Raw genomic sequence first — 26,196 nt, forward strand, 5'->3', positions numbered from 1 at the left:
TAACGGGTTGATTTAACTAGATGAAGGGATGTGTGTCAATGTATCGGATCGGTATTGACGTAGGCGGAACCTTTACCGATGTTACGCTGCTAAACGCAGAAACAGGTGCCTACTATACCTACAAATTGTCCTCCACCTTGCATGACCAGTCTGAAGCAATTGCAAACGGAACCAAAGAGACGCTGGAGCTCTATGGGATTCCTGTGGATCAGCTGGAGTATTTTGGCCACGGAACTACCGTTGCAACCAACATGATCATCGAACGAAAGGGCGCAAAAACCGCTCTGCTCACCACCAAGGGCTTCCGCGATCTGCTGGAGATTGGCCGTCAGGTCCGTCCCTCGCTGTATGACATCATGGAGGATAAGCCGGAAACCCTTGTGCGCCGCGCATTGCGTTGCGAGGTAGACGAGCGCACCATGGCCGATGGCTCTATCCTTCGCACGGTGGACCGGGACGAGGTGATGCAGGTGCTCGACCGCCTGAAGAAGAAAGGCGTAGAGTCGGTAGCGGTGTGTTTCCTTTTCTCTTTCCTGAATCCCGAAAACGAGCGGATCGTGGAGCAGTGTATCCAGGAGACTTGGCCCGAGGTCTATTGCTCTATCTCATCCACCATTCTCCCTGAATTTCGTGAGTTCGAGCGTCTGAGTACCACCGTCATCAACTCCTATCTGGGGCCCAGAATGAAGATGTACATCCACAATCTTCAGGAACGCATCCGCGAGATTGGCGTAAAGGTCGAGCCCTATATCACCCAATCCAACGGCGGCGTAATGTCTATCTCGTCCACCATTCAGACCCCTGTTCAAACCGCTCTGTCCGGTCCAAGCGCCGGTGTTATGGGAGCCATCTATGTCGCCAAGGCGGCCGGCTTCCAGGATATCATCACCTATGATATGGGCGGGACCAGCACGGATGTCTCGCTGGTAAAGGGTGGCATCGCCGAGTACACCACCAAGCGCAAGGTCTGCGGCCTGCCCTCGGGTGTCCCCATGATCGATGTCCATGCAGTTGGTGCCGGAGGCGGTTCTATCGCCCACATCGACAATGCGGGTGCGCTGAAGGTGGGGCCGGAGAGCGCAGGGGCCAACCCCGGTCCGGTGGCCTATAATCTGGGCAACCAGCAGCCCGTTGTCACCGATGCCAATTTGGTCTTGGGACGCATCAATCCCCATTATGTGTTAGGCGGTCGGCTGAAAATCGATGCTCAGCTGTCCCGCGCAGCCATGAAAAAGCAGATTGCGGATCCAATGGGGCTCTCCGTCGAGGCGGCAGCCCAGGGCGTGATCAGCGTGGTCAACTCCAACATGGCGCGCGCCATTCGAGTGATCACCGTGGAAAAGGGCCACAACCCCTCTGATTTTGCCCTGGTGGCATACGGCGGTGCAGGTCCGCTTCACGCCGTCCATCTCGCTCAGGAGATGGGCATCCGCACCGTGCTGATCCCACCCGCTCCCGGAGCACTGTGCGCACTGGGTCTGCTGACGGCTGACATTAAGAAATGCTATGTAAAGACCTCGCTCATTCCTTACGATCAGGCAACGCCGCAGCAGATCAACCAGGCCGTTTTGGCTCTGATGGAGGAAGGAAATCAATGGCTGGCCTCTGAAAATGTTCCCGAGCAGCGGCGCAAGTTTCACAATGTGGCCGAGATGCGCTATGTGGGGCAAAACTACGAGCTTCAGGTGGAAATCCCCTCCGGTGCCATCACCCAGTCGGACTTGGTGCAGATGAAGGAGGACTTCTTCCGGGCGCATGAAATGAACTACGGTTACTATAATCCCAACGCCCCCGTCCAATTCGTCAACTTCCGCAGCGAAGCCATTGGCGAGGTGCAAAAGCCTACCTTGGCCGAACTGACGGAAACCATGGAGGAGCCTTCCGGTGCGGTGATTGAGTATCGCGACGTGTACTTCGAGGAAACCGGAATTGTTCGCTGCCCCGTCTATGACCGCAGCAAATTTGGCCGCTGTCCCCGCGTGAACGGGCCGTGTATCGTGGAGCAGATGGATTCCACCACCGTCATTCCGCCCGACACTTGGTTCAAGGTGGATCTCCACGGCAATTTGATCGTAAATGCATTCGGCGACAAGAAAGGAGGAGACGAGGCGTGAAAATTGACGGCATCTTGCTTGAGGTCATCGGAAACACATTTATGTCCATCGCTGAGGAGATGGGTGCCGTGCTGGTCAAGTCCGCGTACTCCACCAATATCAAGGAGCGCAAAGACTGTTCCTGCGCATTGTTTGATGCAGAAGGACACACCATCGCTCAGGCGGAGCATATTCCCATGCACCTTGGCTCCCTCCTCGGCCTGATTGGGGAGATCAAGAAGAACTACGCTCCAGAGCAAATCCATCCCGGCGACATGTTTATTGCCAACGACCCCTATAACGGCGGTGGCACGCATCTACCGGATATCGCCGTGGCATCCCCCGTCTTCTACCAGGGACAGGTGGTGGCCTATGTGGCCAATATCGCGCACCACAACGACGTGGGAGGTCGTGTACCGGGCTCCAACGCAGCGGACTCCGACTCCATCTACGCCGAGGGCATCCGCATTCCTCCGGTAAAAATTTTTCAGAAGGGGGAGCTGGTGGAGGACATTCTGAATCTCATCCTGCTCAACTGCCGTGTCAACCACATCCGCCGCGGCGATCTGAACGCACAGTTCGCCTGCAACCGAAAGGGTGTGCAGCGCATGGAGGATGTGTGTGCCCGCTACGGTGTCGCCACCGTAACCGCATGCATGGAGGAACTACTGGACTATTCCGAGCGCAAGATCCGCATGGCCTTGGCCAAGATTCCCAATGGATCTCACACGTTCTCCGACTACCTTGATTCCGACGGCGTGGGCAGTGGTCCCATCAAGCTGTCGGTCACTGTAGAGGTCAAAGATCAAGATATCGCCCTGGACTTTACAGACAATCCCGATCAGGTGAAGGGTGCCATCAATCTCCCTCTGTCCGCCCTCCGCGCCGCCGTTTATTACAGCGTGCGGAGCATCGTTGACCCCGCGCTTCCCGCCAACGGAGGATACTATCGGGCCATCGAAATCAAGACCCGGCCAGGATGTATCTTGGGCTGCACCGAGCCGGCCGCCTGTGCAGGCCGCAGCGACACAGCCCAGAGGGTGGCCGATATGGTCTTCGGTGCCATGTCTCAGGTGGTACCGCACCGGGTGATGGCAGGGAGCAACAGCTCCATCACCGGCATTTACTTCGGCGGCATAGATCCCAAGAGCCATGAGTATTATGTCTATATGGAGACCTTCGGAGGGGGCTCCGGTGCCCGTTTCAACAAGGACGGCCTGAGCTGCGTACAGGTTCATATGACGAACACCTCCAATCTCCCCATCGAGAGCATGGAGATTGAGTTCCCTTATATGGTGGAGCAGTACACCTTGGTCCCGGATTCCGGAGGCCCTGGTAAATTCCGCGGCGGCCTGTCCATGTACAAGGACATTCGGGTGTTGGGGCACGACAGCCAGTTTACTGTGAAAGCGGACCGCCAGAAGACACCTCCCTGGGGACTGTTCGGTGGGAAGCCCGGTCTGCCCGGTGTCATCACCATCTACCCCGGCACGCCGGACGAGGCGGTAATCGACTCCAAAAAATCCGGGACCACCTTAAAAGCAAACGGGGTGCTCCGCTGCCAGATGCCAGGGGCCGGCGGTTATGGCGACCCGATGGAGCGAGATCGCGCCATGATCGTCCACGATCTGGAAGAGGGATACATTACATGCGAGAGCGCGATGCGCGACTATGGCCTGACAAAAGAGGAACTGGACGAGATCGAGGTATTTGGGAGAACGTGATGAGGGGTCACGTTTCCAATTTGACACAAAAATAATTGAAAGAGGAGTGTTTTGTATGCGTTACAAGAAGTTTGGCAACACTGGAGAGAACCTTTCTGTTTTGTGCCTGGGCACTTGGGCCCTGGGCGGCAAGCAGTTTGGTGCCGTCACCCAAGAAGATGCCGTGGCAGCGGTACATGCTATGATCGACTGTGGCGTAAACATCGTAGACACCGCTCCCATCTATGCCTCCGGTGGTTCAGAGGAGGTCCTTGGAAAGGCTTTACAGGGGGGATACCGTGACAAGGTGTTCCTGATCACTAAATTCGGCAGCGAGTTTGTAGACCCAAACGACAGCGACAAGGGCACCATCAAAGACTCCAGCCGCAAAAACATGCTCAAATCCATTGATGCCAGCCTGAAGCGCCTTCAGACCGACCACATCGACGGGTATCTGATGCACTGGGATGACCGGGTGGGCACTCCCATCGAGGAGACCATCGGCTGCATGAAGGAGCTGAAAGCCGCCGGCAAGGTACGATTCCTGGGCATGTCCAATCTGGAGCGCGAGCTGGCGGACCGTCTGCTGGCAGACGGAGTGCTGGACATCGTCCAGTATCCCTATAACATGGTCAACCGTACGAAGGAGGACGTTCTGAAATACTACGCAAGCCAGGGCTGCGGCACCATGGGCTATGGTTCCCTAGGCGGAGGAATCCTCACCGGTCAGTTTAGAGAGGTGCCAACCTTCGGTCACGGCGATATGCGTGCCTCCTTCTATGGCCCTATGTTCACCGAGCCCGGCTTCTCCCAGATTCAGGCACTGCTTAAGGTCATGGACGGCATCGCCGAAGCCCACAAGGCCACAGTCGCCCAGGTGGCCATCAACTGGTCGCTCGCCCACGATTATATCCACACCGTCCTCACCGGCGTGGGCAATGCGGCGGAGGCAGAGGAAAACTGCGCTGCGGCTGCGTGGGAGCTGACCGCACAGGAGAAGCAGGCGCTGGACGAGGCTATTTCCAAGATCCACATTTACAGCTGAGAAAAGGGGTGGATGATTTATGTATTCTCTTCCCACAAAGGATTTTCTCCAATACATCAACGGCGAGCTGGTTCACGGGCAGGGGCGCACAACACAGATCTGCTGCCCCGGCAACGGGGAGCCGGTGGCTCAGGTGGCTCTAGCGTCTAAGGAGCAGGCTCAGCTGGCTCTGGAGGCGGCCCGCGATGCTTTCCCCGGATGGAGCGCACTGACGCTGGAGGAACGGGGCGCCTGGATGATGAAGCTGCGGGACGCCATCCAGCATGAGAGCGAAAACCTGCTCACCCTGCTCATGCTGGAGAGCGGCAAGTTGCGCTCCCACGCAGCCTTTGAAACGGGCAGTCTAACCGGCTACCTCAGCTTCTTCCTGGAGCAGGCCAAGAGTGAACACACCCAGGGCATCCGGGACGCCGCCGGCGGAAAAAACATGTTCCTGGCCGTACGGGAACCCGTGGGCGTGGTGGTCGCTGCGCTGGCATGGAATTTCCCTATGCACAACCTGGCCACCAAGTTAGGGCCCATCCTGGCCTCCGGATGTACCGCTGTGATCAAGCCCGCCACAAAAACACCTCTTTCCACCCTCTACTTCGGAGAGCTTCTGCATCGAATCGGATTCCCGAAGGGCGTGATCAACTTTGTGGCCGGGGATGCCAAGGAGATCGGAACCACGCTCTGTGAGAGTCCTATTCCCGCTATGATCACGATGATCGGTTCCACCAGCGGCGGTCTGCGCATGGTACGGGATTCTACCACCAGCGTAAAGCGCTTCTCCATGGAGCTGGGCGGAAATGCTCCCGTGATCGTGGCCCCCTCTGCAGATCTGGCCGCAGCGGCTGCTCATGTGATCGGAAATAAAATGCGCTGTGCAGGGCAGACCTGTGTAGCACCCCAGCGCGCCTTTGTTCACAGAAGTGTATACCAGGAATTTCTGGAGCTCTGCACGAAGATTGCTTCGGACGCACAGTGCGGCACATTGGATGAGCAGGCCAACACAGGTCCGCTGATCGATGAGGCATCGGTGGTTCGAATGGAATCCCTGGTGGCAGATGCGGTTGAAAAGGGTGCTAAAATCGTATGCGGTGGGGCCCGCCCCGCCGATAAAAAGGTCGGCTGCTATTTTCTGCCTACCATTCTTACCGATGTCACCCCCGATATGCGTGTGTTCCGCGAGGAGGTCTTCGGTCCGCTCCTTACTCTTCTCCCCTATGATACGGAAGAGGATGCCATCCGCATGGCCAACAATACCGAATACGGGCTCTCCTCTTACATCTGGTCCAATGATGTGAGCCAGGTATGCCGCATGTCCCGAGGGCTTCAGTTTGGCATTGTCAACGTCAACGGACCGGGAACAGGACCGGCAGTCCCCCACGGCGGTTGCAAAAACAGCGGGATCGGAAAGGACGGAAGCCGGTATTCCCTGGAGGAATACACTTATATCAAAGGCATAAGAATGGCAATTTCCTGAGATAGAAATCGAGGAAATAGAGATATACCGGGAGCCGATATGGATATCGAACTTCGTTGCCCATGTCGGCCCCCATTATTTTCTATATAGGAGGGAAGACCATGACATTGATGGATGTCGCTCACGACTTTGCAGTTGTCAGTATTCTGTTGGCCATCGGATATTTTCTTCGCATGAAAGTTAAACTGTTTCAGCGTCTCTTCCTCCCCGCATCTATCATCGGAGGCCTGGTCGGTCTCATCATCGGACCTCAGATCCTGGGACTATACTCCCCGGTGTATGTGACCTATACCGACAGCATCAACGAGTGGTCCGGTGTACTGCTGGCCGTTACCTTTGCTTGCTCATTTTTGGGCGAGTCAATGGAAAAAATATCTAAACAAGCAATCGCGGCGACCTTAGTTGGCGGCATCGCTCATCAGGCCCAGGCGATCTTGGGTCTGATCGTTGCTTTTATGTTCCGCGCAGTAATCCCTCTTGGTTTTGGGCTGATTCCTCTATTTGCTCTTTACGGCGGCATTGGTTGGGCCGTTCCTGTCGCGACGATTTTTGAGGAGGAGGGCTATTGGACCGATGCGGTACCGGTCGCCATCACCATCGCCACGATCGGCGTGGTCTGCGGGATTGTCTTCGGCATTGTGATCGTCAACATCGGCATTCGGAAGGGGCTGCTCAAGCACACGACAGCTTCCCTGAACGATCTGCCTGAGGAGTTCCGCACCGGATACATTGTCATCGGAAAGCGGCCGTCCATCGGCAGCGCAGTGTCGAAGACCTCATCGGTGGATCCGTTTACCCTACAGTTGGCCTTTGTGGGTGTCGTGGTCGCCTGTGCCATCGGTCTGCGGAATTTCCTGATCAGCATTGACCCATTCTGGACGAATCTTCCTCTGCTGTCCACATCCCTGTTTTGCAGCGGCGTGATTGGAATCATTATCGGCAGAATTCCAGCCCTTCATCAGTTTATAGACCGCGAAACCATCGAACGGATTTCCAACGTCTCTTTGGAGTATCTGATCACTTCAGCTGTGGCAACCACCTCCATCCAAGCTTTCATCACTTATTTGTTGCCTATCGTAGTTATCTCTGTGGTGGTCATCGCCGCAACGACATGGATCTCCATTTTCTTTTCCAAGCGCTGGTGTCCCCAGGATTGGTTTGCTTCCGCCGTGGCGCAGTACGGCGCCTACATGGGGTTGCTCTCCACCGGCCTGCTACTGGCCAAGGTAGTAGATCCTGACCACAAAACAGTCGCAGCTGAAACCGTTGCAGCATCCTGCACATTGGGCTACAGCTACTCGCTTCCCTATCTTCTTATTATGCCTATGCTCATTATCCGCAATCCCAAACTCGTCTTTGGAATCAGCGTAGTCCTGTTGTTTGTTTTCTTGATTGCAGGTGAAATATTCCGCAAAAAAGAAGCCGTATCTAATTGAGTGCCTGGAAGAAGATATTTCACAGCAATTGCAATGCCGCAGCACTTATACTGCCGATTACTATTCTATAAACATTGTATGCCACCTTTTATAACAAAAATCTCCTGCGTTCTTTGATCGTGGTTGTCAAACCGCTTTCATTTGAACGCAGGAGGTTTTTTTGCTAAATGTAAATTCCTTCCGTTGTTTACATCTAAAAGACAAAGAAAGCCGCCAAGAAGGTCAAGGATGGCATTGAGGAGACGCTGACCTACGGTGACTTCCCCAGCGAGCACTGGACGCGCAGCCGTACCGACAACGTGATCGAGCGGCTGAACCGTGAGATTCTCCGCATATACTTTTCGCAGCAAATGCTCTTTCGGCACCAGCTGGTCTATGATCACGAACTCTACCATGTCCCGGTCCAGTTTCCCTCGCCCCAGCGTTTTTCATCACTCTCTTCTATTTTAACAGCTAAATAAGAAAAAGCCCAGCTTTGGCCGGACTTTTTCGTGGTAATGCGAGGTGTTGCTATGAAAACAACAGACAAAACGCAGGGGAAGCAATACGTCATCTATTCCCGCAAATCCAAATTTACCGGGAAAGGCGAAAGTATTGAGAACCAGATTGAGCTGTGCCGCCAATATATTGCAATGCACTTTGGCGAAGACGAGGCGGAGCATGCGCTTGTATATGAGGATGAGGGCTTTTCCGGCGGCAATCTGGAGCGCCCGCAGTTCAAGAAAATGATGAAGGACTCCCAGAAGATCGCCTTTGCCGCCATCGTGGTCTACCGCCTCGACCGCATCAGCCGCAACATCGGCGACTTTGCCAAGCTCATCGAGGACTTGGGCGACCGGCACATTGACTTCATCTCCATCCGCGAGCAGTTCGACACCAGCTCCCCCATGGGGCGTGCCATGATGTATATCGCGTCGGTCTTTTCCCAGCTGGAGCGGGAAACCATTGCCGAGCGCATCCGGGACAATATGCATGAGCTGTCCAAGACCGGACGCTGGCTGGGCGGCACAACGCCCACGGGCTACGCCTCGGAGAGCCTGTCCAGCGTGACGGTGGACGGCAAGGTGAAGAAGGCCTGCAAGCTCAAACCCATCCCGGAGGAAATCCAGCTGGTCAAGACAATCTTCGAGGTGTTTATGGAGACTGGCTCTCTCAGCAAGACCGATCAGTATCTGTTGGAGCATCGCTGTGTCACGAAGCGCGGCAAGCAGTTCACCCGCTTTGCCATCCGGGGCATTCTCACGAACCCGGTCTACATGATCGCCGACGACACGGCGTATCAGTATCTGAAAGAAAATAATGTTGACCTGTTTGCCGAGCGCGCAGAATTCGACGGCGAGCACGGCGTCATGGCATATAACCGCACCCTCCAGCGCCCCGGCAAGGCAAACCAGATCCGCCCGATGGAGGAATGGATCGTGGCGGTGGGTAAGCATCCGGGCATCATCGCGGGCAGCGATTGGGTGCGGGTGCAGGCCATGCTGGATGTAAACAAATCCAAGAGCTACCGCAGACCGCGCAGCAACGTGGCGCTGCTGTCCGGGCTGCTGCGCTGCGGCGAATGCGGCGACTATATGCGCCCGAAGCTGACCAACCGCAAGAATGCGGACGGCGAGCTGATCTACACCTATATGTGCTCCACCAAGGAGCGCAGCCACGGCACGGTCTGCTCTATGAAAAACTGCAACGGCAACACGCTGGACGCTAAGATCATCGAGGAGATCCGCAAGCTATCCGCCGACAAGGAGACCCTTGCCCGGCTGCTGGCGCAGACCAAAAAGGTCATCAGCGGCAGCAAGGAGGGCTACGACGCAGAGCTGGCGCTGCTCCGGGAAAAACGCGCCGAAACGGAGGACCGCATCAAGCGGCTGGTGGAGTCCCTGTCCGTTGCCAGCGACACCTCTGCGAAGTACATCATGGAGCAGATCGACGCGCTCCATCAGGAGAGCGAGACGCAGCAGCTACGCCTTGCCGAGCTGGAAGCCCTCACCGAGCAGAGCCGGATGCTGCATCAGGAGTTTGCCTTCCATCAGGAAATGATCGAATCCTTTGCCAGCGCGGTGGATTCTGCCACGCTGGAGGAAAAACGCCGCCTGCTGCGCACCATCGTCAAAAAGGTGGTCTGGGACGGCAAAAATGCCTATGTTTACCTCTTTGCGGAGGATGGAGAGGCGGATTTGCCACCCATTGACCAACCTATGTATCCGTTGGGAGAGGATAGCGAATAATATTCTCATGTTTCGACGGTACTATTTCGTCAGTAAACACCCTCTATTGCCGAAATGGTATTGACGAAACGGAGAAAAGCAGTATAATGTAATTGTACCAAATCGGCAATAGTGAGTATCTGTTGCCAAAATAGGACGGTTTGCGAGGTGATTATCATGTTCAATCAGGTTCATCTAACGGCATTGGCCGGCATGAAGAGTTTTAGCTTTGGGGATTTCTTTATGACCAATCAGGATAATGGCTGCCCGCTTGGAGAAGAGGCTATGCGCAAGAGACTGCGTGGCCTGGTGAAAAGCGGAGAGGTCGTTCGAGTCGGCCGGAATGCGTATTGTGTCTCCGGAAATAAGATGAGCAATTATCGGCATGAATACTCAGAGGAGGCCTGCGCTGCTGCACGGGCTATTCGGGAAGCGTTTCCTGCGGTGGAGTTCACCATTTTTGAACTGGTGCAACTCAACGAATTTGTCAATCATCAGTTGGCACACAATGTTCTGTTCCTCTCCGTGGAGGATGATATTATTGATTTTGTTTTCGACCTGCTCAAGGAGCAGTTCCCTGGCAAGGTGCTTCTCGACCCGACTCCCGAACTGTATCACCAGTATTGGTATGATGGCATGATCGTATTAAACAAACTGGTCACTGAGGCTCCCAGAGGAAACGAGGAAGCATGGCATACCCGCCTTGAAAAGATGCTGGTGGATTTGGTTTCTGACCCTCTGCTGCAGGAAGTGATCAGTAAGAGCGAATATCCAGCCATCTTTGAGGGGGCTTTTTCCGGCTATGTGATCGACGAGAGCTGCCTGTTCCGCTATGCCAAGCGCCGTGCTGCTGAAAAACGGCTGAGGGCGCTGATCCGAGAAAAGACAAATATTACGTTAAGAACGGAGTAACGATATGATACAGCCAATCAGCTTTTCAGAAGAGCATATCCGGGAACTTCAGAAAACCAGCAAGCGTGACCCCGTACTGTTGGAGCGTGCGGTCTACGCCTTTGGACTGCTGGAGGCTCTGGCCCGCGTGGGAATGCCCTTTATTTTCAAGGGCGGCACCTGCCTGATGCTCCTGATGGACCGTCCGCGTCGATTGTCCACTGACATTGACATTATCGTGAAACCGGGAACGGATCTGGATGCCTTTATCGAAGAGGCATCCAAGATATTCCCCTTCCAGAGTGCGGAAGAGCAAAAACGCATCGGTAAGAATAATATCGAAAAGAGCCATTTCAAGTTTACCTATGATTCTCCGGTAAACCACAAGCCGCTGTATATCCTTTTGGATGTTCTGTTCGAGGAAAACCATTATGCCGAGGTCATCAGCAAGGAGATCCGAAATGAGCTGCTGCAAACGCAACCGGAATATCTGACGGTACAGATCCCCAGCGCAGACTGTATACTGGCGGATAAACTCACCGCATTTGCGCCCCATACCACCGGCATTCTCCTGAATGACGGCAAGGATATGGAGGTCATGAAGCAGTTTTACGATGTGATTTCGCTGCTGGATATCTTTGAGGACACTGAGAAAGTGCGCCATACATACACGGGAATCGCCAAGGCAGAACTTGCTTACCGCGGCAGCGATGCCAGTGTGGAAGACTGCCTTCGGGATACATTCGATGCAGCGCTTTGCCTTGCGTCCCGAGGAAAAACCGAGGCTGAGGAATATCCTCTGTATGTGAAGGGCATCCGTGATCTGCGCGGCCATATCTACGCAGAAAACTATAGCCCGGAGATCGCCGCCACCAGAGCGCCCAAGGTGATGTATATGGCGGCGTGCCTGCTGACAGGCAATGATTACGAGCGAATTGAGGATGCTGCGGCGTTTGCCGGCGAAAAGTTGACGGTGGACAAGCTGATGCCGCTGGCCTACCTGAGAAAAGTCAGCTCAGAAGCATATGCCTACGCCATTAAAACGGATCGTTTGATCGCCGAATAAAGTGTCAGCTTCCCGCACAGCAGATTACAAGGCTGCTGTGCGGGTTTTTTTGTTTTCAAGATATGGCTTTCAATAAGAACGAGCGAAAATGGAAAAGGATTGCCAAAAATGGTAGTACAATGATATAATTTGTTTCGCGTGGTAGCAGTTGCCTTTTTTATCGCTAACTCGTATAATGATGATACGCATTATGAAAGGCGAGGAAGTTGAACATGGCCAGAGTATCCACAAAAGAAAACAAGAATATCTACCAGCTTACCAGAGAGGGACTGAAGCTCTCTAGGGATGCTGCCAGTGAATTGCTGGAGTCCATTCCTCCGGAGCGCATCGAGAAAATTGAAAACGAACGGTCTCTCCCTCATCCGGATGAAGTGCTGGCCATGTCGGATAAGTATAAGCAGCCCAGCCTATGTAATTACTACTGTGCCAATCAGTGTCCCATCGGACAGGAGTACGTGCCGGAAATTAAGGTCAAAGACCTCTCTCAGATCGTCCTGGAGATGCTGGCTTCGCTGAACTCGATGGGTAAGCAGAAGGATCGTCTGATCGAGATTACCGCAGACGGTGAGATTTCCGGCGATGAACTGGAGGATTTCATCTTCATTCAGGAGGAGCTGGAGCGGATCTCCATCACCGTGGAAACGCTGCAGCTGTGGTCGGAGTGGATGCTGGCTACCGGCGTCATTGATGAAGAACAGTACAACGCTCATAAGCAGAAACGTCTGGAGGGGCGCACCTGAGTTTCGGGTATTTCTCCCACACAGTGAAAATAGGATGCCTTATTTTGCTGAAACTGTGATTTATTCCCAAGCTGTCATGTCTTACAATAGAGCCATCATAGGAAACAGCAACTGAAACCACAGCAAAGCGAGGTGTCACACATGAATCCGAAGCTGAGAATCATGACCATCCGCCTAATGAAAAAGATGGTGGAGCACCCTGGATATGCCGCATGGATCGGTATTGAGGGGAGCATGACCAGGAACCGGCCAGATCAAAGTGAGCGGTCAAAATGAAACTCATGAGACCTCACGATGATGTGGGGTCTCATATTCATTTGCGGAAAGGAGCGTGAAGTATCAATGAAATTCTATGATGAACAATTACAGAAGCTTCAGGAACAGATCGCCCGGAAACGGCAGTTGGAAGCACAGATTTCCGAATTGCGCACCCAGCGTAGTACGCTCTCTGCCCGTGTTCGGGAACTGGAAGCCATCAAGATGCAGGAACAGGCAGATGTAGACAAGCTGGAGGGCCGTAGCCTTGCAGCGTTTTTCTATAATGTCATCGGAAAGATGGACGAGCAGCTGAACAAAGAACGCGAGGAAGCCTACGCTGCCAGAGTCAAGTATGATGCCGCTGCCCGCGAGCTGACTGCCGTGGAGGATGAGTTGGCCCGATATGAGGCTGAACTGTCCGGCCTGCGTGACTGTGAGCGTCAGTATGATGCCGTGCTGCAGGAAAAGGCTGCTGCTGTGAAGAGCGTTGGTGGCCCCACCGCAGAGGAGATCTTGAAACTGGAGGAACGGCTTGCATTTCTGGAAAGCCAGAAGCGTGAGCTGCGGGAAGCCGTATCTGCCGGCAATAGTGCGCTGGGTACCGCAAATCAGGTGTTGTCCAGTCTGGACAGTGCCGAGGGCTGGGGCACTTGGGATCTGTTTGGCGGCGGCCTGATCTCCGATCTTGCCAAGCACAGCCATCTGGACGAGGCTCAGGGCAACATCGAACACCTGCAGTCCCAGCTTCGTCAGTTTAAGACAGAACTGGCTGACGTGAGAATCAGTACCGATATGCAGGTCAATGTGGACGGCTTCCTGCAGTTTGCCGATTACTTCTTTGACGGCCTGTTTGCTGACTGGGCGGTGCTGGATAAAATCAGCCAGTCTCAGGAGCAGGTACATTCCACCCGGCGTCAGATTGAAAGTGTCCTTTCCCGACTGAATGGGATGCAGCGTTCCGTGGAGCAGGAGCAGACCCAGCTGGAAAGCAAACTGGATACCCTTGTTCGGGATGCCAAGATCTGAATTGGTGGTGTCCTCATGAGCGAAGAAACGCAGACGAGATCCGATTGCGTGTTGTGGGTCGACCACACCAATCGGATCATCTCGTCCAAAAAAGCCGAGGGCTTTGAAGCAAAGGTGTTCCCTACACGGGAAGAGAAAATCGCCTATGCGTTTAGAAAAGGCACCTCTGGCTATCGCATCCAATAACCATGTGAAATCATAAGAAGGGAGGCTGCCATGAAGTACGCAGCTGATTTTAGACAGATCGCCCGTGAAGCATTAAGCGGCAAATGGATGATCGCAGTGCTGGTGGGCCTTGTGGCCATGTTGTTGGGTGGCACCGGATCTGATGGCCCGAAAGTAAATTTGAACATTGATGCTTCCGGAGCCCATGCAAACTTTGAATTTGCGGGCCAGACTATTTTCTCCACCGGCGGAGGGCTGAACTCTGATATCGGTGCATTTCTGGTTGGCAGCGCCATCTACATCACCATTGCCGCCATCATTATGGCTGTTGTCTATTTCGTGCTGGGCAGCATTATCAGTATTGGCTATGCCCGGTTCAATCTGGATTTGGTGGATTGCGGTGAACCCGCATTTGAGACCCTGTTCGGCTACTTCTCCTACTGGAAGACTGCCGCTGTCGCAAAGCTGCTCCAGAGCGTGTATGTCCTGCTTTGGTCGCTGCTCTTTATCATCCCCGGTATCATTGCCACCTACAGCTACGCTATGACAGAGTTCATTCTGGCAGAGCATCCGGAGCTGACGGCCAGTGAGGCCATTGCACGCTCCAAAGAGATGATGTCCGGTAACCGCTGGTGCCTGTTCTGCCTACACTTCAGCTTCATCGGCTGGGACATCCTCAGCTCCCTGACGCTGGGCATCGGCAACCTGTGGCTGCGCCCCTATAAGCAGGCGGCCAACGCTGTATTCTATCGAGAGATCTCCGGCACCAGCTATGCCGCATTTGATCCCTCCTATACCTAAACGCCCTGTTGTTGTGTGATCCCGGGGGAGGGGTCAATGTATGCTTGTATTTACGCAGATGCTGGAGACAGCAGATGAGCGACTGAAAATTGAACAGATATTCCATACATACGGAAACCTAATGTTCCACGTGGCCAACAAGATTCTGAACAATGACCACGACGCTGAGGATGCGGTACAGCAGGCACTTTTTTCGATTTATCAGAACCTTGAAAAATTTCGATGATCTGCTTGATATTGGGAACTTTTGGCCGTTTTTTGCGTCTATATATACAAAGGATTTATGCCTGATATGAGAAAAAGGAGGCTGCTGACATGAGGCAGAAAAAGAAATGGATGATTCCTCTTTGTGTGATTGGAGGGCTGCTTTTGGTTTGCGCAGGCCTTCTTTGGTATATGGTCAGTCATTCTATGGATTTTTCGGTGGGGCGCTGTTTGGTGGCGGATAATGGATCGTATATGTTCATCGACGGCAACTCGCCCATTGTCATGAGCAACCGCAAGGACAAGGAAGGACTGTTCTCAGACTTGGAGACGGGCGATAAGATCCTGCTTCTCCACGACGGCATCGCGGAATCCTATCCGGGCAGGACCGGAGCATACTGGTGTATGAAGCTGGAAGACGGCACACAGGCCGATATCCCAGAGCAAATCATGGAAGAGCTTGCGGAACTCGGCTGGACCATAGTTGGCAACGAAACAGATCCAGATGCTGGAGCCCCTGAACCGGAAGCATACGCTTTTGAAGCCCAGTACATCCGAACCAATGGCGGATCTGATGAAGCGAGCTATCCTTACCATACCGTAATCAGTTCCCGAGCAGAACTGGAAGCCTACTACGAGGCACGCAAGGACATTTACAATCTGGAGCGGAGAGAGAACGTCTACGCCGACAGCACAATCGGATTCCTGGATGCCTGTGACAAGTATGATGATGCCTATTTTGAACGGCAGAATCTGGTGCTGATCGTACTGCAGGAAGGCAGTGGCTCTATCCGGCATGAGATCACGGATGTGCGCCGCCACAGCATGGAGAACGGTGCATTGGACGGATGGGATATTACGATAGACGTCAAGGCACCGGAGGTTGTGACGGATGACATGGCTCAGTGGCACCTGTTTCTTGAAGTACAGATGGGCGACGTGATCAAACCCACCGATAAGGTATGGATCAATGGAACATTGAGCGAGCGCACGCCGGCAATATCCGGTCTTGTTGGCATCAGCCGTACACCGGCGACTCACGCCTATCAGGACCCCTGGGGTGTGAAGCTGACCGCAAAGAATATCACCCCGTCCGGATTGACCATTGTTTGTACGCAGCAGGACGGCAAGCCCACCGGCGAGCTGAATACCGGAAGCTATTATGGATTGGAAGTTCTGCGGGATGGGGAATGGGTTGCGGTCGAGCTGCTTCCTATGGAGTATGAGCTTGCCTGGACGTCAGAAGCATGGATGATCCCTAACAATGCGGAAACAGAATGGGAAGTGAATTGGAGCCGTCTGTACGGAGAGCTTCCCGCAGGTTCCTACCGGATCAGCAAATCGGTTATGGATTTCTGGGGTACCGGTGATTCTGACACCAAAACCTATTATGCAGGCTTTGATCTCGTGGACGCCGCTGACACAAGTAATGTTTCCTACGAACACGGCGGATTTGGCGTCAGTGTGCCGCTTCTTTCTGGTTGGGAATACAAGGTTGAGGAATACAGTGCCGATGGCATGAGCTATGGCGTCAGTTTCCGACCCGCTGGTGAAGATGGATGGATCGATTTCCACTATTGGCCTACATTCGGCGTCTGCGGCACCGGATTGTCAATGAAGGAATTTGGAAATGGCTCCATGGGCACCTACGATGGCGGTGCTATCTGGAACTTTATCAGTTACCCTGCCAGCAAAGGCAACTTTGTGGCAACGACCCAGGGTGTAAATAGCTGGTGGTCACGCTACGGCGAGACTGCTATGGAAATCATAACGCAGGTAATCTGCACAGACACCATCGTAGACTAAGGAGGGTACGCAGTATGAAACGAATTGTAGCGCTATGCCTCGCAGCGGCTTGCCTGATTTCTATGGTAGGCTGCGCAGGAGATACCAACATGGAAGAAAAGAAACCCAACAGTACTGCATCGGCTTATGCGCTTGCACTGGCAAGTTACCCGGAAATGGCTCCCTACCCCAATGAGATGGAGTATTTCGATGAAAAGACCGGCGAGTTTGACAGCGATGGCTTTGATGTGGTCTATGACGCCTGGCAGGCGGACAGAAAAGCCCAGCGCAGTCAGCCGGAGGGCTATGCAGACGGTCTGGAAGCTTTCTTTGCCAGCTCGATCCGGGAGTTTCTCAGCAATTCCAACGGTGCGAACAAGGTCTACTCTCCCATAAACATCTACATGGCCCTTGCCATGCTGGCAGAGGTGACGGACGGTGAAAGTCGCCAGCAGATCCTTGATCTGTTGGGCAGTGAAAGTATTGAGACTCTGCGCGCACAGGCAGCCAGTGTTTGGAACGCCAATTACAGCAATGACGGTGCCGTGACAAGCATTCTGGCAAACTCCCTGTGGCTGAATGAGTCCGTGAATTTCAACCAGTCCACCATGGACAGTCTGGCAACGAATTACTACGCCTCCTCCTTCCGTGGCGAGATGGGCAGCGAGGAGTTTAATCAGGCTCTGCGGGACTGGATCAATGAGCAGACCGGAGGACTGCTGGAAGCGCAGGCTGATGGACTGTCGATGGACCCTGAAACCGTTATGGCTCTGGCCTCTACCATCTACTACCGCGCCAAGTGGCACAGTGAGTTTAACGAGGGCAGAACGGAAAAGGGCCTGTTCCACCTGCTCAGTGCTGATGGAGAGACCGTGGAGTGCGACTTTATGCACAAGGGCGGCAGCAACACCTATTACTGGGCGGATCAGTTCGGTGCCGTTTCTCTGAGCCTGGAGGGCAGCGGTAAGATGTGGTTCCTCCTGCCTGACGAGGGCGTGACTATGGATGATCTCCTGAACGATGAGCAAACGATGGAGTTCTTGAACAGCAATGGAAACTGGGAGAACAGCAAGCACCTGATCGTGAATATGTCCGTTCCCAAATTTGATGTAGTCTCTGATTTTGACCTGGGAGAAGGCCTTCGTGCCCTTGGTGTCACAGATGTATTTGATGCCCAAGTGGCCGATTTTACCCCCATGACTTCGGAAGTTGCAGAGATCTTCCTTTCCAAAGCCGACCATGCAGCCCGCGTGACCATCGACGAAGAGGGTGTGACCGCATCGGCATATACCGTCATGATGATGGCCGGAACTGCAGCGCCTCCGGAAGAGGAAATGGATTTTGTACTGGACCGTCCGTTCCTGTTTGCCATCACTGGCTATGATGGATTGCCACTGTTCGTTGGCGTAGTCAATCAGCCGGTACAATAAATTGCTTGTTTACAGAAGCGGGGTAGAGAAAGGCACCCCCGCAGAGGGGCATCAACCAAATACCGTTCATGAGCAGAGCATGAGGCCACCGGATAATTTCCGGTGGCCTCGCTTTGCATTATATAGGCTGATGCCCCTTATTTGCCCTGATAGGCGCGATACAGGAAGGTAACAATCTGGGCACGGGTGCAGCCGTTATTGGGGCTGAACGTCGTAGCGGATGTGCCGTTGGTCACACCGTTTTCCACAGCCCACGCAACAGCGTCAGCGCAGAAGGAATCAGCCGCCACATCGGTAAATCCGTTCACCGTAGTGGGAGCGGTGCCCATCGCACGGTACAGGAAGGTCACGCTCTGGCCGCGGGTGCAGGTGTTGTTAACCCCGAAGGTGCCGTCAGCCAGGCCGTTGATGATACCGTTTTCCAGCGCCCATGCCACTGCGTCATAGCAGTAGCTGCCAGGGAGTACGTCAGCAGGAACCTTAGCCGTACCCTTGGGAGCAGGAGAACCGGCGGCGCGCCACAGGAAGGTGACGATCTGAGCGCGGGTGCAGGAATCGTTGGAGCCGAACAGGCCGTTAGCCTTGCCGTTGGTAATGCCCTTCTTCACAGCCCATTCTACAGCCTTGGCATAATACGCATCGGCGGGAACATCCGCAAAGATGGAAGCCGCCTGTTCCTCGACAAACTCAGCGGAAACAGTGACCTTGCTGCCGGGCATAGTGAAGGTATACTTGCCGTTGCCTTTATCGGTGAGCTTGAGCTTATTGCCGCTGGCGTCCTTGACGATGAGCTTGTCCAACTCGTAGCCCTTATCTGAGGTCACGGTGATGGTCACGCGGTCGCCCTTGGAAGCGTTCTTGGGGCTGACGGTCACATCGCCGTTCTTGGTGCTGGGTGCGGTCACTGCATAGCTGGGATCACGATCCCCATGGCTACTGGAGCCGCCGGAGGACGGACGGGTCAGCTTTGCAATCGTCTCCGCTTCAACAGTGGTTTCCTGTGTACCAGCCGCATCCTTAAAGACCTTCTGGCAAACAGAGCAGGTGTAGTATTCATTATTGCCGGTTTCTGTATAAGTCGCAGCCTTGGCTTCGGTCTTGGTCAGACTATTCTTCTCCATCTGGCAAGCCGCCACGCCCATGTGGACGGTAGGCAGTTCGTCAATTCCTCTCTCGGCGTTGCTGCGGTGGTCGATACGCTCTGTGCTTCCGGCGCGTTCAAGATAGCTGTTTGAAATATCAGCCCATGCCTTGCGCCACAAGAGGGTGTTGTCCTTGTCGTTCCAGCCTGTAAGGTCAACCTTGTGGGTTTTGTATCTGCCGCTGGGCAAGCGGATACGCTCGCCGTTTTCGTCAAGGTCATATTCCTTTTTGGACTTCGCCGCCCATGTGCCGCGCTCGTCAAGGGGGCGCATGGTAAGCATGATGTGACAATGGGGGTTGCCGCTGTCGGTGTCGTGAATGGCATAATCAACGCACATTCCTCTGGAAACAAATTGAGAGGAACAGTATTCCCGGACAAGCCGGATCTGTTCCTCTCTGGATAATTCTATGGGGAGCGCCGCGTCAATCTCTCTGGCTAGCTGGGCGTTCCCGGCTTTCTCGTAAAGCTCCACGCTGTTCCACAAGGTTGAACGGTCAGAGAAAGAGGACGAGGCATGGGGCGGCAGCATGATTTCAGAATGGACTACGCCGCCTTTTCTTGTGTAGTCGTGGGTCAGCCCGTCCCACTCGTTTGTCAGCTTTTCTCCGCTTCGGTAGGCGGCTGCGGCAACGGCTGATTTGCCTTTTCCTCGGCTCACAATGCCGATGTTCCAATGGTAAATGGCTATGGGTATCACCTCCCGGATAGGATAATAAAACCCGCAAAAATGGTACAGACGCCAAAGGCGGGTGTACTGTTTTTGTGGGTGTGCAGGGATAGCCGCGAAGCGGCGCAAGGGGGCGCGGGTCTCCGGTGGAGACCTCAAAGCGTTTCACGCTTTGAAGCGCCGACCGAGCCGGCAGGCGAGACCAGCCCCTTGCTGCGGCAAAGCCGCTAATGTCGGTCAGAGGGGGAAGCAAGCGGCTTTCTCTCTGTGCCGACAAGCCCTCGGCAGAGCGCACACGCCCGCAAGGGTGTATAAGTGCGCCCTTAGTTCCTAAGCCAAAGGAGATGCTTCCCACTAAAACGGGGGCATCTCCTGCTTTGTTGCTATGGAACGAATGACCTTATGCTGAGGAGGTATATACAATGGCTCAAAAGCGGCGTGAAAAGATTTTCTCCGAATATCCGGATGTTGTTACTGTGAAGCAAATGTGCGTCATGTTGGGCGGGATCAGCATGAAAACGGCCTACAAGATGCTTGAATGCGGTGATATTCGCCACCTAAAAATCGGCAAGTCCTTCAAGATCCCCAAAGTGTGCATTATTGAATATTTGGTTGGCGAATATTAAAAATATCGGCGCACGGATTTCAAAATAAAGTCTTGAAGCACATTGGAGTGGAAACGGGTAAATGGTATAATAAATCTGCCATTGGCAGATAGGTTATGCCGCTACAGAAAAGGAGGTAATTATGGTAGCGGGTCATCTGCAAACCAAGAAAGGTTATTACTATATTGTGCTGAATATGAGGTCCGACACCGGCGCCCGCAAGACTAAATGGATTGCGACGGGCATTCCGGAGGGCGGAAAAAAGAATTTGAAGCAAGCCGAGGAGCTGCTGACAAAGGCCAGATGTACTTATGAGGACACGGTAATTCATACCGAGCCGAAGTCTAAGACGACCGTTGCCAGCGACATCCTTTTCGCCGACTACATGATCAAGTGGTTGGGTATTATTAAAAACTCTGTGGAGGTAGACACTTATGCGGGATATGTAAATAACGTCAAAAAGAGAATCGCTCCGTACTTCCGTGAGCTCGGCGTGACTTTGAGGAATGTCACTGCGCTGGATATTGAGAATTTCTACAGCTACTGTTTCAATGAACTGAATTTGAAGGGTACGACTGTACAGCGTTTCCATGCCAATATCCATAAGGCCATGAAGTATGCTGTGAAGCATGATTTGATTATCGCAAACCCTATGAACAAAGTGGAGCGGCCCAAGGGTCAAAAGTACACCGGTTCTTTCTACAGCATTTCTGAACTGGAGGAACTGTTTGATGCAATCAAGGGTGATCCTTGTGAGTTTCCGGTTCTGATGGCAGCCTTTTATGGTCTGCGAAGAAGCGAGATCATGGGCTTGCGTTGGCAGGCGATTGATTTTGAAAATAATCAAATCACCATCGACCATACCGTGGTACAGTGCGTCTGTGACGGTGTGGCGATGACCGTAGAAAAGGATCGGACTAAGAACAAGTCCAGTTGTCGGTCAATGCCGTTGGTTCCGCAGTACCGTGAACTGCTGCTCAGTATGAAGGAGCGACAGGAGAACTGTCGGAAGCTGTGTGGTAACTGCTACACAGAGAGCGATTATATTTTTGTCAATGACCTGGGTGTTCCGTATAAACCCAACTATGTAACCCAGCATTTTAAGCTCGTCTTGCAGAAGCATGAACTGCGAGACATTCGTTTTCATGACTTGAGGCATACATGCGCCTCGTTGCTGCTGAAAAACGGTGTGCCAATGAAAGATATTCAGGAGTGGTTGGGACACAGCGATTACAATACCACGGCAAATATTTATGCCCACCTGGATACAACATCCAAGAGCACATCGGCAACGAGAATGACCAGCGTGGTCAGCATCAATCCCAGTATCTGCGTGAACGTGTAAGAGAGAACACGGAGAGAACAGGGCAAAATACCCTGCATTTTCATAGATAAAGCGTAGATAAAAAAGGAAACGCTTGATGCCTCAAATGCTGAGGGATCAAGCGTTTCTGAGCTGGTGCCGGTGACCGGACTCGAACCGGTACGGTGTCGCCACCGGTGGATTTTGAGTCCACTACGTCTACCAATTCCATCACACCGGCAAAACTAAGGACAGTATACACGAATTTGCTCCGTTTGGCAAGGGGGCGGGCCGGACTTTTTTATTTACTTCTCCCCCCCGCCCATGATATAATGTCAGGCGAGATTTCAGCGGCGGGAATTCCGGGAAACTGGAGCCGGGGGAATGGGGTGAGATGCCCCGCGAGCGGGTCGCTGTGATGCTCCCTGAAAACAGAGGAGATCAGTCAGAATGCCCGGACCGCCGCCCCGCTCACGTCCCACACGGGACGCATTCAGAAAGGAGAGATCAATAGGGATGAAAAAACGCGCACTATCCCTGCTGATGAGCCTGGTCATGCTCGTCAGTATGCTGCCTACCACGGCCTGGGCAGCGGATACAACAGAGACCACAAGGCCCACCACGGTAAACGTGGACTTTACCGCTCAAGCGGCAGGGACCTTTTTGATTGCCCCCCAGTTTAACGTGGAGGTATCCAGTGACGAGGCCGAGAACTTCGGATATAAGGATAAGGTTACCGACGGCGTTTCCGCTTTGGATGTGCTGGTGAAGGCACATGAGTTTATTTTCGGTGAGGATTTCACCAAAAATAGCAGTGCGGACTATTTGGAAGTCAGTTCTTCCGGCTTTGTAACCAAGCTGTTTGCCACTACAACCACAGCGATTGGTTTTACCCTCAACGGTGCATATCCCCATGACGGAACAGCGGCCTCCTCCGGTGGCTACAAAGGCACCACCGTGGCCACACAGGCTGTTGTTGACAACGACAGCTTGGAATTTTTCATTGACCAGGATCATGAGAGCTGTTCAGACAATCTTGCATGGTTCTGCCAGAATGGTGTGTTCACAGATACCGTTACTGCAAAACCGTCTGCAGCGGTGGATGTGGTTTTGAAGAGTATCTCTTATAAGGGCGGATATATGTTCCGCGATGCTGAAGCTATGCACGGTGCCGGTTCTGCTGTCGTGGGAGCCCAGTTGGCCTGGGTCAACACCGCTACCGGTGAGATAACGGATATTGAACATGCCGTTACCGACGCAGACGGCAAAGTGACCCTCGCTATGCCCGCTGACGAGGGGACCTCTTACCTGACCGCATATAAGAATAGCGAGAGCAATCCTTTGGTTATGTCCCTGACTAAGGTGGTCGCGGACACCAATGCCACAGAAGCGGATTCGTGTGCACTGACGAGTCTGGTCATCGAGGACATGGGCAGCGCCCCCTTGGAATTGACACCTGCGTTCAATTCTGATGTCACGGAATATCGGGCATCTGCCGCGGCGTTCCCCGAAACGCTGAATTTCCTGTTTGTAACTGTTGCTACCGCGGATGAAAATGCAACGGTCAAAGCAGATCTGAATGGGACAAAGAAGAAACTTGTCTTCGGAGGGAAGAACAACTTCCTCAATGTCATGGTTCCCGGCCAGGACAATGTCCTTACCATCACCGTGACCAATGGGGACCAGAGCAAGGTTTATACCGTGACCATTCCCATGGCGGCGGACCCTGCGGCTCCTGTGCTGGTGGGGGACAAGACCGCCGCTGCCACGGTGAAGAAAGGCGGCAGCTATACCCTGGACCTGACGAAGGTTTTTGCCAAGGGCACTTCTGATGCTGACCTGACCTATCAGGTCAGTGTGGACGACAAGACCGCCGTTGAAGCGAGCGCCGACTATCGTTATGCCGCTGATGCTGCGGGGGTTCATACGCTGGTGTTCACCGCCAAGAGCGGAAAACTGACCAGCCCCACCTATACTGTCACGCTGAACGTGCAGCCCGAGACGGACCTGGTGATGCACAATATCGCCGCCAAGTATGCCGCCTCCGGTGTGGTGCAGGACGACAACTCCTATTGGCTGGCGGCGGATATGATGGCCTATGAAAAGACCTTCCCTGAAACGGCCAATCAGCTCAGGGCGGAGCATAAGCAGGCCATGATGGAACTGGCGGTCAAGACAATGGAAACTTCCACCAAGCCTAATGACCTGGCCAAGTCCATCATTGCCCTGACTGCTATGGGCTATGACGCTACCAAGATCACTACCGATTCCGGCGCGGCGCTGGACGGGGTGGCGAAGCTGGCGGAGAGCGTCAGCGACAAGAAAAATGTCGGCGACTTTTTTATTTACACCGTGCCCTATGTGATCATCGCCTTCCAGCAGTACAGCGACGCCTATCAGGCGCAGCTGGATCAGTGGGTCGCCTATACCCTGGCGCATAAGGATAGCTGGATGGACACCAAGTGGGGAACTGACAGCATGACTCCCATTATGCTGGCGCTGGCCCCCTATGTGGCGACCAACCCCAATGTGAAGGACGCCATGGACAAGGCCGTGACTGCCATGGCTGCGTATCAGAAGAAGGACGGCTCTGTTGGCAATGGCGCATCCACCGGTCTGGCAATCGCCGCTGTCTCCGCCCTGGGGATGGACCCAGCTGCCTTTGTGAATGCGACCAGCGGCAAGAGTCTGGCGGACGGCCTGATGAGCAATGTTCTGAGCAGCGAGGACGGATTTGACTCGAATGCAAATTCTTTCGGAACCGAGCAGGGCTTCCGCGGCCTGATTGCTCTGGCTAACGCTAAGAAAGGCCAGCCTTACCGCCTGTATGATTTCAGCGGCCAGACTCTGGTCCCCGCCGTGGCGACCTTCTGGGCCAAAAACGCCGCTGTTTCCGTCAAGACCATCCCCGAAGATGCCGCTGTGGTGGTGAAGAGCGGGGAGACCGAGGTGGCTGCGGATAAGGTCCACGGCGCCTATGACCTGGCCGCCGGGGAGTACAGTTACACCGTCAGCTGCTCCGGCTATCAGACCAAGACGGGCAGCTTTACCGTCACCGAGGCTGAGGCCGCCAGCCACGCCCAGAAGACCATCAACGTCTCTCTGGTCAGCGAGGGTTCCGGCTCCGGCAGCGGCAGCAGCACCAAGAGCTACACCGTCACCGTGCGGGTGATGGTGCCCCCCGCGGACCGCAGCAAGAGCTATACCTATAAGCACGATTCCAGAAGCTACACCAATCTGCTGACCACCACCAGCAAGGTGACCGTGGCCGCCGGAAGCTCTGTGTGTGACGCTTTTATTACCATTCTGGATCAGAACGGCATCGACTATGTGGAGCAGGACAACGGCTACTTCCCGACCATCGGCGGCTGGTCCGAGTATGACCGGGGACCGAACTCCGGCTGGATGTACCGCGTGAACGGTTCCGTGCCCTCCGTGGCTCTCAGAGACTATGAGCTGACGGGCAACGCCACCGTGGTGTGGTACTACACCGACGACTTCAGCAACGACTATGGTTCCGAGAGCTGGAACGACAACAGTTCCTCCTCCTCCGGCACCACCACTACCCCCACCACCCCCGCCAACCCTGTGCCCGACAAGACCATACCGTTTAACGACGTGAAGTCCAACGACTGGTATTATCAGTCCGTGCAGTATGCCTATGACAACGGCCTGTTCTCCGGCGTGAGCCATGACAGCTTCGCCCCTAGCGACTCCATGGACCGCTCCATGCTGGTCACGGTGCTGCACAGCCTGGACGGCAAGCCCGCCGCAGGTAAGGGCGGCTTTACCGACGTGGCCGACGGCGCGTGGTATGCCAATGCCGTTGCCTGGGCCGCCGAGCACGGCATCGTCAGCGGCGTCAGCGACAGCGCCTTTGCTCCCAACGGGGCCATCACCCGGGAGCAGCTGGCCGTGATGCTCTATCGCTACGCCCAGTATAAGGGCTATGACGTGAGCAAGACCGCCGACCTGTCCGGCTATGCCGACCAGGGAAGCATCAGCGACTGGGCGGCCCAGGCCGTTCAGTGGGCCTGCGGCTCCGGCCTGATGACCGGGCGCAGCGCCAACAGTCTGGCCCCTGCGGGCACCCTGACCCGTGCCGAGGCGGCCACCATGCTGAAGGCCTTCTGCGAGAACGTGAAGAAGTAAGAATAAAAAG

At 54.2% G+C, this 26,196-nt stretch carries 19 protein-coding genes, 1 tRNA gene and 1 pseudogene; 19 read left to right on the plus strand and 2 right to left on the minus strand.

The annotated features are described in order from the left end of the window. Positions 1–38 precede the first annotated feature (38 nt). The 16 genes and pseudogenes from ACSAMP_RS08605 (at position 39) to ACSAMP_RS08680 (ending at position 18,315) form a co-directional block, all read left to right on the plus strand. Positions 39–2,114, plus strand: a complete 2,076-nt coding sequence (locus ACSAMP_RS08605; RefSeq protein ID WP_457800168.1) for a hydantoinase/oxoprolinase family protein — start codon at positions 39–41, stop codon at positions 2,112–2,114. Continuing rightward, the gene (locus tag ACSAMP_RS08610) at positions 2,111–3,817 is read left to right on the plus strand and encodes a hydantoinase B/oxoprolinase family protein (RefSeq protein WP_457800169.1); all 1,707 of its coding nucleotides are present in this window, start codon (positions 2,111–2,113) and stop codon (positions 3,815–3,817) included. Before ACSAMP_RS08605 ends, ACSAMP_RS08610 begins: the two co-directional genes overlap by 4 nt. Positions 3,818–3,872: 55 nt before the next feature. Next, a complete protein-coding gene (locus ACSAMP_RS08615; protein ID WP_227147607.1) occupies positions 3,873–4,841 on the plus strand; it encodes an aldo/keto reductase in 969 nt (322 codons plus the stop codon). A gap of 19 nt (positions 4,842–4,860) precedes the next feature. Then, complete coding sequence (locus ACSAMP_RS08620; protein WP_457800170.1) at positions 4,861–6,306, plus strand: aldehyde dehydrogenase family protein; 1,446 nt, start codon at positions 4,861–4,863, stop codon at positions 6,304–6,306. Positions 6,307–6,407: 101 nt separating this feature from the next. Beyond that, positions 6,408–7,742 (plus strand): sodium/glutamate symporter, encoded by a 1,335-nt coding sequence (locus ACSAMP_RS08625; protein WP_457800171.1) that lies wholly within the window; start codon positions 6,408–6,410, stop codon positions 7,740–7,742. 197 nt (positions 7,743–7,939) lie between these two features. Next, positions 7,940–8,074, plus strand: a pseudogene (locus ACSAMP_RS08630) (transposase); the annotation flags it as partial. A 180-nt stretch (positions 8,075–8,254) separates the two neighbouring features. Beyond that, a complete protein-coding gene (locus ACSAMP_RS08635; protein WP_457800172.1) occupies positions 8,255–9,970 on the plus strand; it encodes a recombinase family protein in 1,716 nt (571 codons plus the stop codon). A gap of 156 nt (positions 9,971–10,126) precedes the next feature. Continuing rightward, positions 10,127–10,861, plus strand: a complete 735-nt coding sequence (locus ACSAMP_RS08640) for a DUF6577 family protein (protein WP_457800173.1) — start codon at positions 10,127–10,129, stop codon at positions 10,859–10,861. Positions 10,862–10,865: 4 nt separating this feature from the next. After that, positions 10,866–11,906, plus strand: coding sequence for a nucleotidyl transferase AbiEii/AbiGii toxin family protein (locus ACSAMP_RS08645; protein WP_457800174.1), 1,041 nt, complete (start codon positions 10,866–10,868; stop codon positions 11,904–11,906). 212 nt (positions 11,907–12,118) lie between these two features. After that, the gene (locus ACSAMP_RS08650) at positions 12,119–12,646 is read left to right on the plus strand and encodes an XRE family transcriptional regulator (protein ID WP_457800175.1); all 528 of its coding nucleotides are present in this window, start codon (positions 12,119–12,121) and stop codon (positions 12,644–12,646) included. A gap of 342 nt (positions 12,647–12,988) precedes the next feature. Continuing rightward, positions 12,989–13,930 carry a coiled-coil domain-containing protein gene (locus ACSAMP_RS08655; RefSeq protein ID WP_457800176.1) on the plus strand — a complete coding sequence of 314 codons (942 nt, stop codon included), beginning with the start codon at positions 12,989–12,991 and terminating at the stop codon, positions 13,928–13,930. A gap of 15 nt (positions 13,931–13,945) precedes the next feature. After that, on the plus strand, positions 13,946–14,116 hold the full coding sequence (locus tag ACSAMP_RS08660) for a hypothetical protein (protein WP_457800177.1): 171 nt from the start codon (positions 13,946–13,948) through the stop codon (positions 14,114–14,116). A 30-nt stretch (positions 14,117–14,146) separates the two neighbouring features. Continuing rightward, complete coding sequence (locus ACSAMP_RS08665; RefSeq protein ID WP_457800178.1) at positions 14,147–14,896, plus strand: DUF975 family protein; 750 nt, start codon at positions 14,147–14,149, stop codon at positions 14,894–14,896. A 40-nt stretch (positions 14,897–14,936) separates the two neighbouring features. Beyond that, positions 14,937–15,122: a sigma factor gene (locus tag ACSAMP_RS08670; protein ID WP_457800179.1), complete on the plus strand. Its 186-nt coding sequence runs from the start codon at positions 14,937–14,939 to the stop codon at positions 15,120–15,122. Between the two features lie 89 nt (positions 15,123–15,211). Further along, positions 15,212–16,906 (plus strand): immunoglobulin-like domain-containing protein, encoded by a 1,695-nt coding sequence (locus ACSAMP_RS08675; protein WP_457800180.1) that lies wholly within the window; start codon positions 15,212–15,214, stop codon positions 16,904–16,906. 14 nt (positions 16,907–16,920) lie between these two features. Beyond that, the gene (locus tag ACSAMP_RS08680; protein ID WP_457800181.1) at positions 16,921–18,315 is read left to right on the plus strand and encodes a serpin family protein; all 1,395 of its coding nucleotides are present in this window, start codon (positions 16,921–16,923) and stop codon (positions 18,313–18,315) included. A 137-nt stretch (positions 18,316–18,452) separates the two neighbouring features. Here the strand turns inward: ACSAMP_RS08680 and mobQ are convergent, their stop codons facing one another. Continuing rightward, positions 18,453–20,156, minus strand: coding sequence for a MobQ family relaxase (gene mobQ, locus ACSAMP_RS08685; protein ID WP_457800182.1), 1,704 nt, complete (start codon positions 20,154–20,156; stop codon positions 18,453–18,455). Positions 20,157–20,548: 392 nt separating this feature from the next. On the opposite strand from mobQ, the gene ACSAMP_RS08690 reads away from it, so the two are divergent. Together ACSAMP_RS08690 and ACSAMP_RS08695 are read left to right on the plus strand one after the other, a co-directional pair. Beyond that, on the plus strand, positions 20,549–20,752 hold the full coding sequence (locus tag ACSAMP_RS08690; RefSeq protein ID WP_295702631.1) for a helix-turn-helix domain-containing protein: 204 nt from the start codon (positions 20,549–20,551) through the stop codon (positions 20,750–20,752). 121 nt (positions 20,753–20,873) lie between these two features. After that, complete coding sequence (locus ACSAMP_RS08695) at positions 20,874–22,076, plus strand: tyrosine-type recombinase/integrase (protein ID WP_457800183.1); 1,203 nt, start codon at positions 20,874–20,876, stop codon at positions 22,074–22,076. Positions 22,077–22,188: 112 nt separating this feature from the next. Here ACSAMP_RS08695 and ACSAMP_RS08700 read toward each other — a convergent pair. Continuing rightward, positions 22,189–22,275: transfer RNA gene (locus tag ACSAMP_RS08700), tRNA-Leu, on the minus strand. Between the two features lie 275 nt (positions 22,276–22,550). Between ACSAMP_RS08700 and ACSAMP_RS08705 the strand changes: the two genes are divergently transcribed. Then, positions 22,551–26,186 (plus strand): S-layer homology domain-containing protein, encoded by a 3,636-nt coding sequence (locus tag ACSAMP_RS08705; RefSeq protein ID WP_457800184.1) that lies wholly within the window; start codon positions 22,551–22,553, stop codon positions 26,184–26,186. The last annotated feature ends 10 nt before the right edge of the window (positions 26,187–26,196 follow it).

The organism is Flintibacter sp. SJQ-8 (assembly GCF_054108085.1).

Excerpts from the sequence above, each read along its gene's own strand:
- ACSAMP_RS08605 (WP_457800168.1), top strand. The coding sequence starts at position 39 with ATGTATCGGATCGGTATTGACGTAGGCGGAACCTTTACCGATGTTACG.
- ACSAMP_RS08615 (WP_227147607.1), top strand. The coding sequence starts at position 3,873 with ATGCGTTACAAGAAGTTTGGCAACACTGGAGAGAACCTTTCTGTTTTG.
- ACSAMP_RS08620 (WP_457800170.1), top strand. The coding sequence starts at position 4,861 with ATGTATTCTCTTCCCACAAAGGATTTTCTCCAATACATCAACGGCGAG.
- ACSAMP_RS08625 (WP_457800171.1), top strand. The coding sequence starts at position 6,408 with ATGACATTGATGGATGTCGCTCACGACTTTGCAGTTGTCAGTATTCTG.
- ACSAMP_RS08635 (WP_457800172.1), top strand. The coding sequence starts at position 8,255 with ATGAAAACAACAGACAAAACGCAGGGGAAGCAATACGTCATCTATTCC.
- ACSAMP_RS08640 (WP_457800173.1), top strand. The coding sequence starts at position 10,127 with ATGTTCAATCAGGTTCATCTAACGGCATTGGCCGGCATGAAGAGTTTT.
- ACSAMP_RS08645 (WP_457800174.1), top strand. The coding sequence starts at position 10,866 with ATGATACAGCCAATCAGCTTTTCAGAAGAGCATATCCGGGAACTTCAG.
- ACSAMP_RS08650 (WP_457800175.1), top strand. The coding sequence starts at position 12,119 with ATGGCCAGAGTATCCACAAAAGAAAACAAGAATATCTACCAGCTTACC.
- ACSAMP_RS08655 (WP_457800176.1), top strand. The coding sequence starts at position 12,989 with ATGAAATTCTATGATGAACAATTACAGAAGCTTCAGGAACAGATCGCC.
- ACSAMP_RS08660 (WP_457800177.1), top strand. The coding sequence starts at position 13,946 with ATGAGCGAAGAAACGCAGACGAGATCCGATTGCGTGTTGTGGGTCGAC.
- ACSAMP_RS08665 (WP_457800178.1), top strand. The coding sequence starts at position 14,147 with ATGAAGTACGCAGCTGATTTTAGACAGATCGCCCGTGAAGCATTAAGC.
- ACSAMP_RS08670 (WP_457800179.1), top strand. The coding sequence starts at position 14,937 with ATGCTTGTATTTACGCAGATGCTGGAGACAGCAGATGAGCGACTGAAA.
- ACSAMP_RS08675 (WP_457800180.1), top strand. The coding sequence starts at position 15,212 with ATGAGGCAGAAAAAGAAATGGATGATTCCTCTTTGTGTGATTGGAGGG.
- ACSAMP_RS08680 (WP_457800181.1), top strand. The coding sequence starts at position 16,921 with ATGAAACGAATTGTAGCGCTATGCCTCGCAGCGGCTTGCCTGATTTCT.
- ACSAMP_RS08690 (WP_295702631.1), top strand. The coding sequence starts at position 20,549 with ATGGCTCAAAAGCGGCGTGAAAAGATTTTCTCCGAATATCCGGATGTT.
- ACSAMP_RS08695 (WP_457800183.1), top strand. The coding sequence starts at position 20,874 with ATGGTAGCGGGTCATCTGCAAACCAAGAAAGGTTATTACTATATTGTG.
- ACSAMP_RS08705 (WP_457800184.1), top strand. The coding sequence starts at position 22,551 with ATGAAAAAACGCGCACTATCCCTGCTGATGAGCCTGGTCATGCTCGTC.